Annotated in this window: 20 protein-coding genes and 1 tRNA gene; 6 read left to right on the forward strand and 15 right to left on the reverse strand. The window is 50.0% G+C overall.

Features of this window, described 5'->3' with window-relative positions; all coding sequences use genetic code 11:
- The first annotated feature begins 70 nt into the window (after positions 1-70).
- Entirely contained in the window at positions 71-544 is a 474-nt protein-coding gene (locus tag MTBMA_RS05485; protein ID WP_013295941.1) for a multiprotein bridging factor aMBF1, read from the forward strand.
- A 20-nt stretch (positions 545-564) separates the two neighbouring features.
- Here MTBMA_RS05485 and MTBMA_RS05490 read toward each other — a convergent pair whose 3' ends face one another.
- The 9 genes from MTBMA_RS05490 to nikR all read right to left on the reverse strand — a co-directional run bounded on the left by MTBMA_RS05490 (position 565) and on the right by nikR (position 8,227).
- The gene (locus MTBMA_RS05490; RefSeq protein ID WP_013295942.1) at positions 565-918 is read right to left on the reverse strand and encodes a DUF356 domain-containing protein; all 354 of its coding nucleotides are present in this window, start codon (positions 916-918) and stop codon (positions 565-567) included.
- A gap of 21 nt (positions 919-939) precedes the next feature.
- Positions 940-2,124 (reverse strand): hypothetical protein, encoded by a 1,185-nt coding sequence (locus MTBMA_RS05495; RefSeq protein WP_148215618.1) that lies wholly within the window; start codon positions 2,122-2,124, stop codon positions 940-942.
- Positions 2,125-2,199: 75 nt separating this feature from the next.
- Entirely contained in the window at positions 2,200-2,637 is a 438-nt protein-coding gene (locus tag MTBMA_RS05500) for a hypothetical protein (RefSeq protein WP_013295944.1), read from the reverse strand.
- A gap of 204 nt (positions 2,638-2,841) precedes the next feature.
- Positions 2,842-4,251, reverse strand: a complete 1,410-nt coding sequence (locus tag MTBMA_RS05505; protein ID WP_013295945.1) for a Mur ligase family protein — start codon at positions 4,249-4,251, stop codon at positions 2,842-2,844.
- Positions 4,252-4,329: 78 nt separating this feature from the next.
- On the reverse strand, positions 4,330-5,388 hold the full coding sequence (locus MTBMA_RS05510; protein ID WP_048901211.1) for a glycosyltransferase family 4 protein: 1,059 nt from the start codon (positions 5,386-5,388) through the stop codon (positions 4,330-4,332).
- Positions 5,385-6,461: an ATP-grasp domain-containing protein gene (locus MTBMA_RS05515; protein ID WP_013295947.1), complete on the reverse strand. Its 1,077-nt coding sequence runs from the start codon at positions 6,459-6,461 to the stop codon at positions 5,385-5,387. The genes MTBMA_RS05510 and MTBMA_RS05515 overlap by 4 nt, the downstream gene beginning before the upstream one ends.
- Before the next feature lie 80 nt (positions 6,462-6,541).
- On the reverse strand, positions 6,542-7,078 hold the full coding sequence (gene hycI, locus MTBMA_RS05520; RefSeq protein ID WP_147671792.1) for a hydrogenase maturation peptidase HycI: 537 nt from the start codon (positions 7,076-7,078) through the stop codon (positions 6,542-6,544).
- Positions 7,044-7,793 carry a methyltransferase domain-containing protein gene (locus MTBMA_RS05525; protein ID WP_013295949.1) on the reverse strand — a complete coding sequence of 250 codons (750 nt, stop codon included), beginning with the start codon at positions 7,791-7,793 and terminating at the stop codon, positions 7,044-7,046. The genes hycI and MTBMA_RS05525 overlap by 35 nt, the downstream gene beginning before the upstream one ends.
- A gap of 11 nt (positions 7,794-7,804) precedes the next feature.
- On the reverse strand, positions 7,805-8,227 hold the full coding sequence (gene nikR, locus MTBMA_RS05530) for a nickel-responsive transcriptional regulator NikR (protein ID WP_013295950.1): 423 nt from the start codon (positions 8,225-8,227) through the stop codon (positions 7,805-7,807).
- Between the two features lie 284 nt (positions 8,228-8,511).
- Between nikR and MTBMA_RS05535 the strand changes: the two genes are divergently transcribed.
- Positions 8,512-8,916, forward strand: coding sequence for a CBS domain-containing protein (locus MTBMA_RS05535; protein ID WP_013295951.1), 405 nt, complete (start codon positions 8,512-8,514; stop codon positions 8,914-8,916).
- Between the two features lie 133 nt (positions 8,917-9,049).
- Complete coding sequence (locus MTBMA_RS05540) at positions 9,050-9,526, forward strand: hypothetical protein (protein WP_013295952.1); 477 nt, start codon at positions 9,050-9,052, stop codon at positions 9,524-9,526.
- 82 nt (positions 9,527-9,608) lie between these two features.
- On the opposite strand, the gene pheS is transcribed toward MTBMA_RS05540, so the two are convergent.
- The 5 genes from pheS to MTBMA_RS05565 form a co-directional block, all read right to left on the reverse strand.
- Positions 9,609-11,141, reverse strand: a complete 1,533-nt coding sequence (gene pheS, locus MTBMA_RS05545) for a phenylalanine--tRNA ligase subunit alpha (RefSeq protein ID WP_013295953.1) — start codon at positions 11,139-11,141, stop codon at positions 9,609-9,611.
- Positions 11,142-11,176: 35 nt separating this feature from the next.
- Entirely contained in the window at positions 11,177-12,094 is a 918-nt protein-coding gene (locus tag MTBMA_RS05550) for a triphosphoribosyl-dephospho-CoA synthase (RefSeq protein ID WP_013295954.1), read from the reverse strand.
- Positions 12,094-13,062, reverse strand: coding sequence for a porphobilinogen synthase (hemB, locus tag MTBMA_RS05555; RefSeq protein WP_013295955.1), 969 nt, complete (start codon positions 13,060-13,062; stop codon positions 12,094-12,096). The genes MTBMA_RS05550 and hemB overlap by 1 nt, the downstream gene beginning before the upstream one ends.
- Before the next feature lie 115 nt (positions 13,063-13,177).
- Positions 13,178-13,996 (reverse strand): DUF362 domain-containing protein, encoded by an 819-nt coding sequence (locus MTBMA_RS05560; RefSeq protein WP_013295956.1) that lies wholly within the window; start codon positions 13,994-13,996, stop codon positions 13,178-13,180.
- Entirely contained in the window at positions 13,989-14,675 is a 687-nt protein-coding gene (locus MTBMA_RS05565) for an endonuclease III domain-containing protein (RefSeq protein ID WP_013295957.1), read from the reverse strand. The genes MTBMA_RS05560 and MTBMA_RS05565 overlap by 8 nt, the downstream gene beginning before the upstream one ends.
- Positions 14,676-14,919: 244 nt before the next feature.
- On the opposite strand from MTBMA_RS05565, the gene MTBMA_RS05570 reads away from it, so the two are divergent.
- From MTBMA_RS05570 to MTBMA_RS08910, 3 genes are read left to right on the forward strand one after another with little or no spacing between them, the layout of a single operon-like run.
- Positions 14,920-15,582, forward strand: coding sequence for a TIGR00266 family protein (locus MTBMA_RS05570; protein WP_013295958.1), 663 nt, complete (start codon positions 14,920-14,922; stop codon positions 15,580-15,582).
- A 33-nt stretch (positions 15,583-15,615) separates the two neighbouring features.
- A complete protein-coding gene (gene aroC / locus MTBMA_RS05575) occupies positions 15,616-16,728 on the forward strand; it encodes a chorismate synthase (RefSeq protein ID WP_013295959.1) in 1,113 nt (370 codons plus the stop codon).
- A complete protein-coding gene (locus MTBMA_RS08910) occupies positions 16,718-17,935 on the forward strand; it encodes a threonine/serine exporter family protein (protein WP_013295960.1) in 1,218 nt (405 codons plus the stop codon). The genes aroC and MTBMA_RS08910 overlap by 11 nt, the downstream gene beginning before the upstream one ends.
- Here the strand turns inward: MTBMA_RS08910 and MTBMA_RS05585 are convergent.
- Positions 17,917-17,989 (reverse strand) — tRNA-Thr (locus MTBMA_RS05585). The two genes, MTBMA_RS08910 and MTBMA_RS05585, sit on opposite strands and share 19 nt — an antisense overlap.
- Between the last annotated feature and the right edge of the window lie 76 nt (positions 17,990-18,065).

An 18,065-nucleotide genomic window follows, 5' to 3' on the forward strand; every position in this document is an offset into this window, starting at 1 on the left:
CTATCTTGTTTCTAGTAATATTTAAATATTGGGGTGGGATAAAACTAGTATAAAATAAAAAGGGATCTTCATGAGATGCGAGATTTGCGGCAAAAAGATTGTTGGAAAACCTGTGAAGACCAAAATCGACAGTTCAGTGATGGATGTATGCAGAGAATGCTCTAAGTTCGGTAAAATCATCAGGGAACCTTCCAGACCAAGACCCACCAAGGCGGGTGTTAGGAGAGCCCCTAAGAGGTCAAGGAGGCCAATGGAAACCCTATATGAGGTTGTTGAGGGTTACGGTGAGATCATAAGGGCTGAGAGAGAGTCCCGGGGATGGTCAAGGGAGGATCTCGCAGAGAGAATCAATGAGAAGGTCTCAGTCATAAACAGGATTGAATCTGAGAGAATGGAACCCGACATCAAACTTGCAAGGAAACTCGAGAAGCTCCTTAAAATAAAGATCCTGGAGAAATTCGAGGCCGGTGAAGAGGAAAGGATTGAGGTTGGAGGGTTCCGCGGAGCAACCATAGGTGATATAGCAAGAATAAAAAGGGGTTGAATGATTCCCCCTGTGGACACTCACCTCTTTTTATATGAATAATAACCCTTGAGGACCTTCAGAGTGCCGAACATTTCCCTGAGGTCCTCATATTCATCATATTCGCTGCTCACAACAATTATGTGGGCCGGTGGATGTATCCTCCTCACAGCCATTATGGTCTCTGTATCACCCTCCTCAACCTCAACTGCGGCTGCAACCCTGGATCTGGTCCTGAGGTTACCTCCAAGTATGGATGCTGCCATTTTATCTGCGATTTCATGTTTCATTATTCGGGGCCTGCCCCTTACCCTCAGGCCAGCATGTCTTTCAAGATCCGCAAGGGCATTCAGGATCTTATCTCTGCTATCAGCCCTTAATATTATTAGAGACACATTAACCACTTTTTAATGGATTTAAACCCTTCTGAATGAACTTATCAGGCTGCTCCTGAAGAGTACCAGGAGTACCATCACAAAGCCCAGGGCGGTCTGTATGTTGCCCAGGAGATCCAGAAGATTTGAACTTACAGGCAGCTCCATTGGTGGTGCTGTCCGATCGTCTGGTAGTGGTGTGTAGTAGACACCAACCGCCCTTGAACTTGGTTTAACATTTATATCCTTGGGTTCAACGTAGTTCACGCCCACAAGGAATCCGTTCTTTATTGCCCTGTTTATGGATCTTGCTATGGCCTCTGCACTGTAACCATTCTTTCTGACTGAGGCCCTCACAATCTCCTGAGTGGTCTGCACAACACCTGCCTCCTCTGTTCCGTACACTGAAACTGAAACAGAGCCGTTGGTCACTGTTATGGCGTCCTTAAGGGCTTCGTATGCATAGATCACCCTGAGTTTACTTCCATCAATCGGGCAGACCTGATAGCTTTCGGCTGCAGGGTAACCTATGCTCCATCCGCACTCATCGCATACCTTGACGTAGGGCTCATCCATTGGATAACCCGTCTCATTGAGGTTCTCAGGGGTGAACATGTCCCCTGTGGATACCCCTGAATCGAGGTTCACTGCACCACCACCGTATTTTTCACCGGCGTCCTTTGCCACCTCCTCGAAGACCTTCCCAACTATGTAGGTGGCTGGGTAACCATCCCTTATCATCTTACCTATGTTCACCGCTGTCTCCTGGCGCACCCTCGTTGCGGTACCATACTTGGGGTTACCATGTGTGTTCCTGAGGTGTATTATTGCACCCTTCTTCCCTGGTGGGAGGACAGCAAGCCCGCCTGAGTATGGTGTCACCGTTATTGTACCATCATCCTCCACGATAACCACATAGGCATCGAAGGATCCGCCAACCGCCGCACCTATACCCGGGCCTCCACACATTACCCTGATCCCCGGGTAACTGTTGGCTGCTGATGCAGCCTCCGCAGCTGTGGCCCCATTCTCAAGGCGGTTTATAACATCCATTATCGCCATGAGCCTTGGTATGGACGCACCTTCACCCCCTGAGAGTACAGCGAATCGTTTCTCCTTGGACATGAGAAATGTGGACTGGAACATGTTCTGTGCAAATGACATACTCCCTGCTGCTGCGCCGTTGGGATCTGCGCCGTTGGGGTCCGTGATTACGATGACGTTCATCGTGGCGGATACAGGACCTATGAGAAGGTTGAATATGAATATAAGGGCGATTAGCCTTGAAATTTTATGCACCGGTTACCCTCCTGTTCTGTTAGTGATTTTAACTGTTGAAAAGTCCTCAATGACATTGACAGTCACTATACCCGTTCTGGTGTCCACCTTCACATCTGCAGCCGCTATTGGCGTGACACGTGTACCTGGAATTGTTGTTCTTTTAACAAATTTCTCCGCGTTTTCTATTGCCTCGCTCAGCGGAACCTTCCTCTTGGATGTTACGAGTATATCCCCCTTTATGTAGCTCCCCGGTCTGAATCCAGCAGCATACACGTTGGTCTTTATGGATGAGAGTGGGACTATATCGTTACCCTTCACTATGACACCAGATATTGGAACTCCCCCCTCATCCTCCATCGATGAGGCATAGGCAAGGTATGTCATCACGCGCCCCGACAGGATGAGTATGAATGCCAGGAGGAGTATCACAAGCGTGTCCCTTCTGATCTTTATGAGCATTACACTTCACCTTTAAACTGCAGTTTCTTACAGTTACTGAATATTAATTCTTGGCTCAAGGTTTATAAAGATTGAGCAACGGCGAGTAACCACCATCAAGTACAAACTGCAAGGCAGCCATGTAAGGGTTTATAAAGATTGAGCAGCAGGAGATGGTGCTGATTGAGATGCTGACAAAATATCCAGCGCCCCTGAAAAGTTAATTCAGGAGCTTTTACGGGTTAAATCTCCTATAACATCCGCTGCAGGGTCCATTCCCTGGGCACCAAGGAGGAGAACCGTGTCAGAGGGTTCTGCATTTTCCAGGACTCTTCTGAGTGCGTCCCTCAGATTTTCAATATGGGTATACCCTATCCCGTTCTCATCCAGGACATGCAGGAAGACCCTCCTCTCGTTTTCAAGTACCCTGTTCTGCTCATCAACAAGGTCGCTGCTTGATGTTACTATGAGCTCCACATCAAGGTCCTTCAGTGACTCTGCCAGGGCCTCCGCATTCATGATGTTGATGTCCTCTCCCCTGGATCCCCTGATGGCATTCACGACCCACAGTCTCCCCTTGAGGTCACAGGCTGCGCTTCTGACCGTTGCCCTTATGCCGTCTGGGTTGTGGGCGAAGTCATCGATGACCCTGGGATTATCCATGAGATGGGTGAATCTCCTTTTAAGTGCCCTGTAAGTTTCAACACCCCTCCTCACATCCTCATATGAGAATCCCAGTTCCAGTGCTGCTGTGATCGCTGCAAGGGTGTTCTGTATGAAGTGTTCACCTGTGAATGGGAGTTCATCTGTCTGAATTATAAGATCATCTCCGCAGTGGATCCCATTCCCAGTGTACCTCACAGGTCCATGGGATCCATAGAAGACCGTCCTGAGGAGGGGGTTGATATCTGCCATTGCCCTGACCCTCTCATCATCAGAGTTCAGTACAGCAACCCCTGAATCCATCGCCCTGAGGGCTCCTGAAACCTCCCTGAAGACGTCATCCACCGATTCAACCAGTCCTATGTGGTCCATAGCAACGTTGGTTATGACAACCATCTCTGGCTGTATTGCTGAGGTCATGAGTTGGGCGTGGTCCCTCATAACCCTTCCAAGCCAGCCCTGAACCTCTGAAACCTCGATGACCATGAATTCCAGCTGCTCCCTGCTGGCGGCCTCTGCTATATGCTGCGCGACTACAGGGTCGATGAGGGTGTTGAACTCGGACCTTGAATCTGTATTGGTGTAGGATGACCTGCCGGCTGTGGTTATGATGTGGTTGATCATGTGGGTGGTGGTTGATTTCCCGTTGGTACCTGTTACAGCTATCCTCCTGGAGGAAGATGCAAACCTGTTTATCGTCCATGATAGTGCAAGGGCATTTGCGATTTCAATACGATCCACAAGGATGATGGGGACATCAAGAACCTTTGAGGCATCGGACCTCAAATCCTGGGTTATTATGGCTGCAACACCCCTTTCTGAGGCAATCTGGATCCCCCTATCGTCAATCCAGTGCCTTATAACAATGTCACCTTCCTCTGCAGCCCCCAGGGTTGTGAATTTACCCCTGAACTCCCCGCCATTTCCCAGGAGTTTTCCTGAAATCCTTCCTGCGATTTCCTCGATGTCCATCCTATCCACCATCCTCTGAGATTTCTGATGAGGGGGACAGCAATCTTGAGAGTTCCACAATGTCCACCCCATACACCATCAGAACGTGAACCCACTGAGGTAGAGTCCAAGTCCGCAGACCGCTGCGGTTATCAGCCAGTATAGTAGCACGATTATCCTTTCAGACATTCCACGGTAGTGGAGTGTGTGGTGCAGTGGCTCCACCGGCAGTCTGATGACCCCTGCACGATGAAGGAGGCTGATTATAACTGAGACCACAGGTACAGCTATGGCAAGAACACCGAAGTAAACCGTATCTGTGAGCATCACCGCGGTTGCATAACCTGCCCCCAGGGCAAATGAACCTGTGTCCCCCATGAATATGCTGGCTGGGTGCCTGTTGAATACAAGAAAGCCTGCAGAGATTCCTGCAAGAACCAGAAACGGAAGAGCGGCTGCAGATAATCCCAGGAGCAGTGCACAGGATAGGGAGGCTATGAGCATTATCCCCGAGGCCATCCCATCCATACCATCTATCAGGTTGACGGCGTTGATCGCACCCACCATCCCCCCAATAACAATGGGTGCCGCTGCAATACCCAGATTGAATCCTCCAAGTTTGGTGAATGATCCTCCAAGAACCAGGAACACCCCTATCATGAGCTGGGCAAGTATCTTCTCACCCTCACTCACCTCGCTCTTTATGGGTGCCTCACCCACCACCTCAACAAGACCACTCTCCAGTAGCTCCTCAACATCCCTTTTTGCCTTATCTGTGGCTGCCCTTGCCTCTTCCCCTGGCTTCAGCACCAGCTGCCCCACCTCAAGGGGACTTTCAGATACGTTCCTGATTATCCTCTGGACCTCCCTGACCTTAAGCCCAATGAGGTCATCCAGGAGTCCCACAATGGCTGCTGTGAGGATTATGAGTGCTGTGAGGACAAGGTAGGGGTTGTTGCGGTAGATAATGGTCACAAGAAGCACTGCGAGGAGCATGCCAAGGCCCCCCATTGTGGGTGTACCTGCCTTGTGGCTGTGCTCTGTAACTATTGGCCTGTCCCCGATACCTGCACTTCTCAGAACGTTCCTTATAAAGAGTGTGAAAGCCGCCGAAGCAGCCGCACTTACAATGAATGCTGTTAACCCAATCTCCATCATATCACCCTGAGTCTCTTCATGATCAGATCAAGCTTCTCCCTATTCGCAGCCCCTGCTGTGAGCCTCACATGATTCTGAGGCCCGTGCAGCAGCCAATTTACCCCATCAGGCATTAGGGATTCAATATTCCCCGGATTGCCCAGAGGTATCTCCACCGCATTGTAATCCTCTCTTTTAAGTTTATGGGGATTCCAGTCCCCGGTTGCCATGTCCACAAGGCTGTGCATTGGATTTATACCTGTGGCGGCCTCAGAGATGTACCTTGTCCCACTGGGCCTTGTGTTAACCTCTATGGCATAAAGGATACCGTCATCGGAGAGTATCATGTCAACATCCGTGTTCCCCTCAGCTCCAAGGAGTTCAGTTATTCTGGAGGCCATTTTAAGGGCCTCATCTCCATTGAAACCCTCAATGACTGCAGGGGCCCTCTTCACCTTTCCCAGGGGGTGCAGTCCATCCATACTTGTGGGGCCCTTGTCCACAGCCACAAGGGGGAAGGTTTTCCCATCCCAGCGGAGGACCTCCACTGAGATCTCAACTCCCTGTATGTATTTCTCCATGATTGCGGAGTCATGGGAGCTGAGGTATTCCTCCACATCAGCACCTGAAGATGCAACCTTTATATTTGAGCCTCCCTGTCCTTCCCTCTGCTTAAGGACCGTGGGAAACCCCTTTACTTCATCTGCAGTCCCTATCAGACCATAGGCCGGTGTGTTTATAGCGTTTTCAGTGAAGAACTCCTTGGTTTTGAGTTTATCTGTGGAGATCTCCGCCGCCCTTTCGCCAGAGGCAACCACTGGAATCCCATAACTCTCCTCAAGTTCCATCTTAAGCCTGGCAACGTCCCTCAGGGGACCGTCGACACCTATGAGGGGTACAACCGCGTCAACATCCTCCCTCAGTGCAATTTCCATTGGTGCCTCCATGCCACGGGGCACTATGAAGTATGAGTCTGCGAGTTCAAGGTTGGGTGCCTCCGGGTTTGACTCTGAGAGTATGGTGGTAATTCCCCTTGATGAGGCATAGTCTGCAACGTCATTGAACAGCCTTGAGCCAATGAATAGGATTCTCATGTTATCACTTAAAGAATCAAGAACTGATTTACTGTTTGGGAAGCTATTATAAATAATTTAATACCCCTTAACGGGGGAGGTTATGAGCCCGGATCTTGTTTAAAATAGGGGGTCTTCCCGCAGCATACCTCATCGATTGCCGAGAGGAGTAAATCTCTGAGTTCATATGCAGCCCCCCTGACCCCTTCAGATAGTTCCATTCCAAACTCAAGGTTTTCTGGCTGAACCCCTATCAGGGTTATCCTGCAGTCGCCCTGCTCCTCAAGGTACCTCACCAGGAATGAAAGGGGCATGGCATGGGTGGATATGCTGTAATCTGATATTCTATCCCTATCAATCAGCATGATGGTCCCTGGCTCTTTACCCATCTCCACCGCGTCGACTATGATTATGTGGCTGGGCTTCTCTGACCTTATCATTCCTGTGAAATTTTCAGGGACGGTGCCTGCATTTATGAGTAGATGGCCCCTTTCCATCACATCCCTGGATATTATTGATGCAAGGTATGGTCCGAATCCATCGTCGGACCTCATTTCATTTCCAACTGTAAGTATAAGGAGCCTGCTGCAGCCCTTCAGAAAGTCACTTAAGCTCTGCTTTAACTGAATCAAGACCACCGCCCATTTTGTATGAGAGCTTCACCCTGAAATAGCCAGCTTCAAGGGTATCCCCCAGGGGCAGGATGAGTGGAGGGTTCATCATGGGTGTTGGGCCACAGATTATATTCTCTGCGGGGACTGTGAAGGAGGTTATCCTTATGGCGTTGAAGGAGTCTGATGCCAAAAGTTTCAGGGTTCCTCTGAATTTTTCAGGTATCCTCCCCCTGAAATCAACCCTGTCATAGACACATAGAGGGCCCGATGAGGGGGCTCTGATGTTTTCATCATATGATATGCTTCCACCCTTAATCATCACAGGCTCCGCCGCATTTATAACCGCGGCGGGTATGACGTTACCTCCATCCTTAAGGAATCTGAGGGCCCTCCTCAAAACCGGGACCTGCTCCTCATCTATCAGTGCAGTGTCCAGCATTTCGCAGATGATTGTATCTGCCCTCTCCTTGAATTCATACTCCAGGGCATCCTCATTCACGACCGTGACATTCTCAAGACCCGAGAGATTCTCCCATGCACATGCCGCTATTCTTGGGTCCCTTTCAATTGCAATGACATGATCCGCGTATTCTGATGCAAAGAATGAGAGGACGCCGCTTCCAGCGCCAAGATCATATGTGAGTCCATGGGCAGCGGAGGCTATTGCCTCATAAAATGCTGAAAGGCGTTCATGGTCCCGCAGGAGGTGCTGGTGGTACGCTGTGACCCTGAATTTCATCCGACCCTTGCCTAGTGTTCATGCTCCACTTTCTGTTCGGTTGATGTGCTTGTGAGCCTTACGTGTTCAACACCCTTGAGCCTCATCATCTTCTCTGTGAGTTCACGGATCTTTGAAACGTCACCCTTGACAACGATCACCTCAAGGCAGTGCTTCTCTGTCATGTGCACATGCATAACCGCATTGATGTATTCACGGTAGTCGTGCTGGATATCCGCAAGATCCTCCATGACCCCGGTGTAGTGGTGGTCATAGATAACTGCAATTATACCGATTCGCTCTCCTTCCATTTCATTCATCCACTGGTACCTGACAATGTAGTCCTTCAGGGCATCCCTTATACCCTTGGACCTTGACTGGTAACCACGATCCCTTAAAACTTCATCAAACTCATTCAGGAGCTTTTTTGGTAGAGACATGCTTATTCTCATCATGGCTATTACCCCACAGGTAATTTTATATGAATTTATTATAGTATTAATCTAAAGTCATATTTAAACTTTTTTTAAGGCATGCAGTATTGTCTGTATGGAACAATCAGTTATTACATGAATAATTAACCTGAATATTTAAATGCATCGGAATGAAGGTCCGGTGCAGCGTCAACTCCAAGGGGCATGCATGGTATCCCGCCACCGGACAGTGCCAATGGAACAACAAAACATAAAAAGATGCCCCATCATAATATTATCCAGTGGAGTTTTTTGAGGGATTATCAATGAAAGTTAAAGAAGCAATGAACCCCGAAATAATAACGGTGAGCCCCGAGACAAGGCCCCTTGAAGCCTTTGAAAAGATGTACAAACACGGTGTCAGAAGACTCTTTGTGCTTGACGATGACGGTAAACCTGTTGGCGTTGTATCCTACACAGACCTCATAGGGGTCCTCGGATCAATAAAACCCGACAGCGAACACCCTGAGAGGGACCTCAAGGTGAGTAACATCATGGTGGATGAGGTTATAACCATCTCAGCCGACGACAACATAGAGGACGCCGCCAACCTCATGCTGAGGGCCGATATTTCAGGCCTCCTTGTGATGGATGACGATAAACCTGTGGGTGTGATAACAAAAACAGATATCTGCCGGCTGGTTGCGGCGGAGATACTGGTACCCTCCTGATTCAGAGGTACAGCAGAGGTTAATACACGATTCCCCTTTCATGATCGGAGATAATCCATACAGAGAATGGTGTGGACACTCCACACATCCATCCCCCTCTGATCAGAGATAATCCATACAGAGGAGGTAACCCTTGAAGATTATAACCAGAAAGGAGAACATGGTCTACAGGGAAATAAGGTACATGCAGCTTGATCTCAACGCCCCTGTATCAGAGGAGATGCTTAAGAGGAACCTTGACCTCCCTGAACACGAGTATCATGACATAGTAGTAAGCCTTGAGAAAAAGGGACTCATATCAAGAAAAAACGGGAGGATAACTGCCGGGAACCCTGGTGAAGATGTGAAGGTAATGGAAAATCAGGACGAAGTCAGGGAAGCTGAGCTGAACCAGATAGAGGAGGAAACCCTGAGGACCATTAAGGAACTCGGAGGCGGAGGACCGGTTCCCCGTTACCTCCTTGAGGGCCACCTTCTCTATGGTCCCCTCAGGCTCAGCACAAGGCGCATGTACAACGTACTCCTTTCACTTGAAAATAAAAAGCTCATAGAGATGGTGGTGCTGGATCAAGGTGAATATTACCGCCCCTCAGCCCCCCATGATTCCTGAACACCTTCTGAACCATCATTTTCTCTGCAGATCTAAACCATGATTCCTGAACACCTTCTGAACCATCATTTTCTCTGCAGATCTAAAGTTTCAGATCATCCGTCACCGGAAGGCCCCTGAGCCAGCCAAGGTCGCTCTGGTAGAGCATCCTTATATCCTTTATATCAAATCTTATCATTGCAAGCCTCTCGATACCCAGACCAAAGGCAGCCACAGGGACCTCAACACCAAGCGGTTCGAGGACTTCAGGCCTGAACATACCTGCCCCTCCAAGTTCTATCCAGCTCTTCTTCTCAGGGAGGTATATTTCACATTCTGTTGAGAGGTAGGTGTAGGGGAAGTAAGCCGGCCTGAACCTCACCTCAAATCCCAGTTTTCTGTAAAACTCCCTCAGTATACCCAGGAGGTTTCTGAAGTTAACATCCTCCCCTGCGACGATACCCTCAACCTGGTGGAACTCTGGCAGATGCTTGTAGGTTATGGTCTCCCTCCTGAAAACCCTCCCAACAGAGAACATCTTGAGGGGTGGTTCATTCTCCCTCAGGAACCTGGCGGATACACAGGTTGTGTGGGTCCTGAGTACGCTCTGCATTGCAACGTCCCTGTCCCATTCATACTGCCAGCCCTCTGATCCAGTGGAGCCCCCTGTTTCATGGGCACTCTGCACAGCCCTCACAAGATCCTCATCCGGGAGTTCAGTTACCGGGGGATTTTTAACGTAGAAAGTGTCCTGCATCTCCCTTGCAGCGTGGTCCTGGGGCTGGAAGAGACAGTCAAAGTTCCAGAAGGCTGATTCAAGAAGGGGGCCCCTGGACTCCGTAAACCCCAGTTTAAGGAATATGAGCCTTATCTCATCAATTATGCGCCTCAGCGGGTGCATCTTACCCGGGTAAACCACAGGGTACTCTGCATCAATGTTGTAGCCCCTGTAGTGAAGCCTCCTCCAGGAGCCTGTCTTCAGGTGCTCGTGGGTGACCTGGGTAGCCTCCTCAGCGATCTCCACACCCCTCTCAAGGAGTCTCCTGCCCCCGGGTGTGAGTTCAATCCTGTGCTTCCTGACCTTTTTAATATCAACAATACCCTTTCTCCCTGCAAGGTCCTTAAGGGCACCCTTTAAGTGTTCAGGAAGTTCCGCGGCCCTTATAGACCCTTTATCAAGGAGCATTTTAAGGAGTTTCTCGTCATCTCCGCTCTCAGGGGGTTTCTCCTGGGTGGGTGAAACCTTCCCATCGGCTATCTTTGCCCATCCCTTTCTCACAAGCCAGCCTATGGCGATCCCTGATTCAGCCTTATCAAGGCCTGCCCTTCTGGAGAGTTCGGACATCTCAAGTTCCCCCTCCCCGGAGATGATATCGATGACCCTCCTCTCTGGAAGGCCTTGGGTTGCATAAACCTTCCCGTCATCTGTGAGTGATACTACTTCCTCTACCTCCTTGATGACCCTCACAAATCCCCTTGATTCAAGTGCGCCCGCCGCACTCATCACGGATTTTATATCCATATTCTGTGACTCTACTATCTCCTCTGGTTTAAGGGGTTTATCTGAATCCTCAAATGCCTTCAGGACCTTTTTCTCGTAAATGTGAAGCTGATCGATTACCCTATCAGGATCCATATTGATTCCCTCCGTAAACTGCTTAATCCAGTTTTTCATCTGTGTTCTGAATAATAATCAAGAAGCCCCACCATTATGGATGACGCTGTAAGATCGGCTGTTGTGCCGGGGTTTAAACCTCTGCTGTGGAGTTTCCTGTCAAACCTTTCAACACGTTTAAGCCCGGCCTCTGTGAGCACACCGCCTCTATCAACAATCTCAGCGGCCTCCTCTGAAACCTCCTCGGCTATTTTTTCATCATACTTCCTTGCTATGAGGGTGTCCGGGAACCTTGCAAGTATTGTGAGGAATGTCTGGACAACTGCCCGGTTCATCCCATGTTCCCTGACCGTCGCCTTGAACACCGGGAACCCGACATTGAAGGTGACTGGCATCCCCGATGTGAGTTCCCTTGCGATGAGGTCCCACTCAGAGGACATCTTCAGTGTATCAAAGAGTGTGATTTTCTCATCAAGTATCCTCTGCTCTGATTCAGGGTCATTAACATCGAGGCTTTCATGTTCACCCATACCACCTGGATTCGCAGCAGAAATGGCTCTGTAGAGATTAACAGCATCATCAGGTGTTGTCTGAAGTATTAACCTGTTCACCTGTTCCCTTAACCCCTGCAAATCCCCCTCATCAACCATTCCTGCGGCTGCTGAGAGTGGTGTAAGGAGCATGACTATACCCAGGTTTGTGTTGGTGGAAACCCATTTCCCGGTATCCTCCACAGCCCTCAGTATGAGTTCCCCCAGTCCAATGGCTGAGAGATCCAGGCTATCCCTCAGCTCGACACCTCTTCTAGCGGCCAGATGCATGGTATCCCCAATAACTATCCCGCTCACCAGGAAGTCCTCATAGACCATGTCATCAAAGTCTCGGGTTCTGTGGACGTTACCAGGTTTCGGATAGCCGCTAACCTCCAGTACAGATGCTATCTGGGCTATTCTTGAAACATAGAGGGGGTCCACTAGATCACCCCCAGAAGTTCCGGTGCGAAGTGTGAGATTATAAGGTCAGCGCCTGCACGTTTTATTGACAGGATAGACTCATATATCGCCTCTTCAGTAAGGTATCCGCTATCTATAGCCGCCCTCAGCATCGAATACTCTCCGCTCACATTGTAGGCTGCAAGGGGGACCCTGAATCTGTCCTTCACAGCCTCTATCACATCCAGGTATGCCAGGGCGGGTTTCACCATCAGTATATCGGCGCCCTCCTTAAGGTCAAGTTCCGCCTCCATGAGGGCCTCGCTGACATTTGCAGGGTCCATCTGATATGATCTGCGGTCACCGAATGCTGGGGCTGAGGAAACCGCGTCACGGAATGGTGCATAGAATGCGGATGCATACTTGACGGCATAGGACATTATCAGCGTGTCACTGAATCCTGCATCATCCAGGGCCCGCCGTATAGCTGCAACACGCCCATCCATCATATCTGAGGGGGCAACCACATCTGCACCGGCCTCTGCATGGGAGAGGGCTATCCTTGCAAGGACATCAAGGGTTTCATCATTGACCACCTCCCCATCCACGACGATGCCGCAGTGGCCATGGGTTGTGTACTGGCAGAGGCAGACATCTGTCATGACAACGAGTTCCGTCTCCTCCTTAAGCCTCCTCACGGTCCTCTGCACAGCGCCGTCAGGGTCATATGCTGATGAGGCAAACTCATCCTTGGTGGACGGCATGCCAAATAAAAGGACAGCTGAAAGCCCCTCATCCTCAAGTCTGGATGCCTCAGAGACCGCATCATCCACAGAGTACCTGTACTGTCCAGGCATTGTATCTATGGACTCAGGTTCACCCCCTTCAAGTTTTTCGCTCACAAAAATGGGGTAGATGATGTCTGATGAGTGCAGACGTGTTTCTCGGAGAATGTCACGTATCTGTGGACTCTTCCTCAATCTTCGCATCCTTTTTGTGGGAAACTCCATAATATCACTCACAGGTAACTCTTAAAGGATTGAACAGGATAATATTTATTACATTTTCACCTCTAAAAAACATAACGCCATTATGCTGTACCGGCCTGAAGTAGGTTCATTGAAATCATGATTCCACGTCCACAAGGACCTCAACCCTCATTACTGCCTCATCAACAGCATCAGGATCCATAACTATTTTCAGGGCATCTTTGGGGCATCTCTCAACGCATCTTCCGCATATGAGGCACCTCCCGGTATCATGGTGTTCTCCCCCTTCACTGATGGCACCTGTAAAACATGCCTCCTCACAGCGCCCGCAAAGAACACAGCTTTTAGCGTCCTTTAAGATACTGACACCCTCCATTGGTGTTATGGACGATGCTATGTCCTCAGAGAGGAGGGGTGTCATCCTCCAGAGACAGCAGCATTCACAGCAGTTGCAGACAGAAAGTAATTCATCGTATGGGCCCGAATTGAGCCAGACAGAGTCTATCCTGTTTCTACCTATTATGTGGACCAGACCCGCCTCCCTGCACCTTTCAATGTGTTCAAGGGCCTCCTCCTTTGATATGATGCTACCGACCTTATCTGATATCCTGAGTGCCCCTGGACCCAGGAAGAGGCAGCCAAGATCGTGGGGGTAGTCACTGCATCCCGAGGAAACCCTGCATATGCAGAAGTCCATCCTGAATATGTGCTTTGACCGAAGTATCATCCTCCTTAGAACATCTGATGGCAGTGCAGTGTTCTCTGGTAGCTGGAAACTCCTGTTTACCTCAACCGACCCGTCCCTGGGTATGACCTGTATATCGTCCCCCTCAAAAAACAATCTCTTAACAATTTTCCTGAAGGTATCTGACCTTTCAGTGATCCTGGCAAGTTCGAATCTCCTGTGGAAGGTTCTTTTTATTATTGCAATGCTCAGATCAGTGAAATCAATCACCTGAATCACCATAGAGTCTCTGTGGGAGGGGATCCCCCTCACCATGAACCCGCCCCCGGTAATACAGTTTTCCGTGCCTTACAATGAGGGCATGGTACTCCTGGAAGACCCTGAAATCAGGTTCAAGGTTTTCTTCAAAGATCTCCTTTATCACCGAATAGCCCTCATCTCCCCCTATAATGCCAGTATGGGATAATATCCTCCTTGTGTATGCATCAACCACGAATTCAGGTTTTCTGTATCCATAGAGGAGGATGGAGTCTGCGGTCTCATATCCAACACCCCTTACCCCCAGAAGCTCCTTCCTGGATGGTGTGGCGCCCTCGAGGGATATGAAGAACTCTGAAATCTCTCTCAGGTATGATGCCTTCTGTCTGTAGAAACCGGCACATCTGAGGGCGCCCTCAAGTTCATCGTCCTCAGCTGCAAGTATACCCTCAGGTTCAAGGACATTCATTGATGCAAGGTTGCGGAGTGCAGCTGCGGCAGAGTCCCAGGACGTGTTCTGGGTGAGTATTGCCCCTGCCATCACCTCAAAGATCTCCCTCTCAGATGAGGGCAGGGTGTAGTCGCCAGGGTGGTACCTGAGTTTGAGGGTATCCCTATCAAGGAGGGGCCACCACCCCTGGGGGCCATAGAGTTCCATGAGCACACTGTAGATATCCCTGAGCACCTTCATGTATAGGGATAAGTATGGAGACCACAGTTAAAGGTTTAGGTTACATGCACTGATAGCATGTGGATGTGTTGCAGCTACTCAAGATGCCTGAATAACATGCCGTGCGACACCCCTGCATGCTCTTCAGGTTCTAGATCCACAAACACATGGACTTAGGGAAATCAGTTAACCAATTCTCTGAAAAATCTGCACACATCGGCTTCAGCTGATCAGTTTATTAATTAAAAACTACACAGATAACTGCATGAAATATGAAATTATACACAGACCAAGTTACAGTATGGTCAATATCCAGCTTGAAAGCGGTGAAGCCATAAAGGCAGAGGCCGGTGCAATGGTGAGTATGAGCTCCAACATAGAGATCCAGACCGAAACAGGGGGTCTTCTGGGGGCTGTTAAGAGATCCATGCTTGGGGGGGAAAGTGTCTTCCTCAACACCTTCCGTTCCCAGGGGAGGGGTGAGATACAGCTTGCACCATCATACCCGGGGGATGTTGAGGTCATCGAAACCCATGAAACAGTCTATGCTCAGAGCGGTTCATTCATGGCGGCTTCAGAGGATGTGGAGATAGATACAAAATTTGGGGGTTTCAAAACATTCTTCGGAAGTGAGGGCCTCTTCCTGCTTAAACTGAGGGCCTCTGGACCCATATTCCTCTCAAGTTTCGGGGCAATATACCACAGGGAACTTGTGAATGAGAGGTTCGTTGTGGACACAGGCCACATCGTAGCCTTCACAGAGGGCCTTGACTTCCATGTGCGAAAGATCGGAGGACTTAAAAGCACATTTCTCAGTGGAGAGGGACTTGTAGCCGAATTTGAAGGTACAGGAACCGTTTACATGCAGACAAGAAGTGTTGATAGCTTCGTTGGATGGTTAATACCCATGCTCCCCTCAAGGGATTAGGTTGATGAATTCATAACTCATGGTGGTGATTCGGTGGCTGGGAACAGTACCGGCAAAGTATTCAGGGTTACAACCTTCGGGTCCAGCCATGGACCTGCACTTGGGGCGGTTATCGATGGCTGCCCCGCAGGCCTTAAACTGAGTGAAGAGGACATCCAGAGGGAACTAGACAGGAGAAGACCCGGTACGAGCAGTTTAACTACCCCCAGGGGTGAAATGGACAGGGTTGAGATACTTTCAGGGATATTCGAGGGTAAAACAGACGGGACCCCCATAGCAGGAATTGTCAGGAACCGTGACGTTGACTCTGCAAGTTACAGTAACCTCAAGTCGGTGCCAAGACCCGGCCACGGCGACTACACCTGGAGGGTCAGGTTCGGCCACTATGACCACCGTGGAGGTGGCCGTGGAAGTGGAAGGGTAACCATTGGACACGTGATTGGCGGGGCGGTTGCAAAGAAACTCATCGGAACCCATGGTATCCAGGTGAACGCACACGTGGTACAGGTGGGTGACATCAGGGCAGACCGGGTAAACCTGAAACTGATAGGGGAGTACGCAGAGAGAAACCCTGTTAGATGTGCTGATCCCGCTGCGGCCAGATTGATGGAGAAAGCCATCCTTGATGCTAAGGAAATGGGTGACTCCATTGGCGGAGTCGTTGAGGTTGTGGCGCTGGGGGTGCCCGCCGGGCTTGGAGACCCTGTCTTCAGTAAACTTGACGCTGAACTCGCAGCCGCACTCATGGGTATCGGGGCTGTGAAGGGTGTGGAGATAGGAATGGGATTTGAGGTTGCAGAGCACCATGCCAGTGAAATAAACGACGAGTTCTACATCTCTGGCGGTGAAATAAGGACAACCACCAACACCTCAGGGGGTATACTCGGGGGTATATCCAGCGGCATGCCCATAACTGCAAGGATAGCTGTGAAGCCCACACCATCAATATCGCTGCCCCAGAGAAGCGTCGACCTTGAGATGATGGAGGAGACCGGGATTGAGATCCATGGAAGGCACGACCCCTGCATATGCCCGAGGGTTGTGCCTGTGGCCGAGGCCGCAGTCGCGATGGTCCTTGCAGACCACATGATAAGGGCCGGTTTCATCCACCCCACAGATATAAGCAAGAAGGAAAATGACGGATAAACTGGTTGAATTCCTTGAGGAACTCAGCAGGGCGCTTATAGCCTCAGGAAACTCTGTTTCTGAGACTGAAAGAATTTTAAGAGGCATTGCAGAGTCACAGAATGTGGAGGTTGAGGTTTCGGTCCTCCCAACCATGTTGATAATCAAGGCTGGCGGGGAGACATCACGGATGAGCCTTGCAGCCCAGTCACCAGGTGTGATGCCTCTCCACCAAGTTACAAAGATTTACAGGCTCATTGACGCTGTCAGGTCAGGCGGGACCGAAATCAGCGACGCACTTGATGAACTCAGGGAAATAGTGGGTGGACCCCACAGGTTCGGGCGCTACGGGATGTTCCTCGGGTACCTGCTCCTCTCAGTGGGGATAGCCTTCCTGATACAGCCTGATCTGAACCTTGTTGTCTATTCCTCCCTTCTGAGCGTAATATCAGGTGCGCTGATAGTGCTGGGTTATGGTAACAGGAGGCTCTCCCTAATCATGCCTGTACTCGCCTCCTTCACGGTTTCAGGTGTTGCATTCTTTCTGATAAGGGCGGGGGCCGTCACAGGTAACCTCACCCTCATTGTACCCCCACTCATATACTTCATCCCGGGGGTCACCCTCACAACGGGCATATATGAACTTGCAAGCGGTGAACTCGTATCAGGGTCCAGCAGGGTGATATACGGCTGTATGCTCCTTCTGCTCCTGGTATTCGGTGTTCTGATGGGTATGCAGATCAATGGATTTCCCCAGGAGGAATTCGCGGCAATCAAAATTTCAACACTTAGTTACAGTCCCTACATTGGCGCTGTGCTCTTTGCGGCTGGAATATACCTCTTCCTATCGGTTTACAGAAGCGATTTTCCCTGGATACTCCTTGTGCTCTACACGGCACTTGTTGGTCAGCAGCTTGGAAACACCATTGGAGGAGGGCTTCTTGGGGCCTTTCTGGGTGCCCTCTCCATGACACTGGTGGCTAGGGCCATTGAGATGGCTAGTAAAACCCCCCACTTTGTCACGCTCTACCCTGCCTTCTGGTTCCTTGCACCGGGGTCCATAGGGTTCATAGGACTTGCCAATCTCCTTGGAAAGAACTACCTGACCTCCATTGCCGAGATAACACTCTTTTCAATGACGGTGATTGCAATAGCCCTCGGACTCCTGGTTGGAGCCCTTCTGACCGAACCATTCCATGAAAAAATAAGAGCCCCGAGCGGGGATTGAACCCGCGACCTCGGGATTACGAATCCCGCGCTCTCCCACCTAAGCTACCGGGGCATGTCAAGAATTAATGCATTTTTATTATATAAAATTTTTTGGTGCCCCAGGTTCTCACCCTTCCGCACCATCTCAG

Origin of the sequence: Methanothermobacter marburgensis str. Marburg (assembly GCF_000145295.1) — an archaeon.
Lineage (GTDB): Archaea > Methanobacteriota > Methanobacteria > Methanobacteriales > Methanothermobacteraceae > Methanothermobacter > Methanothermobacter marburgensis.

Coding starts and splice junctions, on each gene's coding strand:
- MTBMA_RS05485 (WP_013295941.1), top strand. CDS start 71: ATGAGATGCGAGATTTGCGGCAAAAAGATTGTTGGAAAACCTGTGAAG.
- MTBMA_RS08910 (WP_013295960.1), top strand. CDS start 16,718: ATGACGGATAAACTGGTTGAATTCCTTGAGGAACTCAGCAGGGCGCTT.
- MTBMA_RS05565 (WP_013295957.1), bottom strand. CDS start 14,675: ATGAAGGTGCTCAGGGATATCTACAGTGTGCTCATGGAACTCTATGGC.
- hemB (WP_013295955.1), bottom strand. CDS start 13,062: ATGGAGTTTCCCACAAAAAGGATGCGAAGATTGAGGAAGAGTCCACAG.
- MTBMA_RS05510 (WP_048901211.1), bottom strand. CDS start 5,388: ATGATGGAGATTGGGTTAACAGCATTCATTGTAAGTGCGGCTGCTTCG.
- pheS (WP_013295953.1), bottom strand. CDS start 11,141: ATGGATCCTGATAGGGTAATCGATCAGCTTCACATTTACGAGAAAAAG.
- MTBMA_RS05570 (WP_013295958.1), top strand. CDS start 14,920: ATGAAATATGAAATTATACACAGACCAAGTTACAGTATGGTCAATATC.
- nikR (WP_013295950.1), bottom strand. CDS start 8,227: ATGATGAGAATAAGCATGTCTCTACCAAAAAAGCTCCTGAATGAGTTT.
- MTBMA_RS05505 (WP_013295945.1), bottom strand. CDS start 4,251: ATGGACATCGAGGAAATCGCAGGAAGGATTTCAGGAAAACTCCTGGGA.
- MTBMA_RS05535 (WP_013295951.1), top strand. CDS start 8,512: ATGAAAGTTAAAGAAGCAATGAACCCCGAAATAATAACGGTGAGCCCC.
- MTBMA_RS05515 (WP_013295947.1), bottom strand. CDS start 6,461: ATGAGAATCCTATTCATTGGCTCAAGGCTGTTCAATGACGTTGCAGAC.
- MTBMA_RS05495 (WP_148215618.1), bottom strand. CDS start 2,124: ATGAACGTCATCGTAATCACGGACCCCAACGGCGCAGATCCCAACGGC.
- MTBMA_RS05525 (WP_013295949.1), bottom strand. CDS start 7,793: ATGAAATTCAGGGTCACAGCGTACCACCAGCACCTCCTGCGGGACCAT.
- MTBMA_RS05500 (WP_013295944.1), bottom strand. CDS start 2,637: ATGCTCATAAAGATCAGAAGGGACACGCTTGTGATACTCCTCCTGGCA.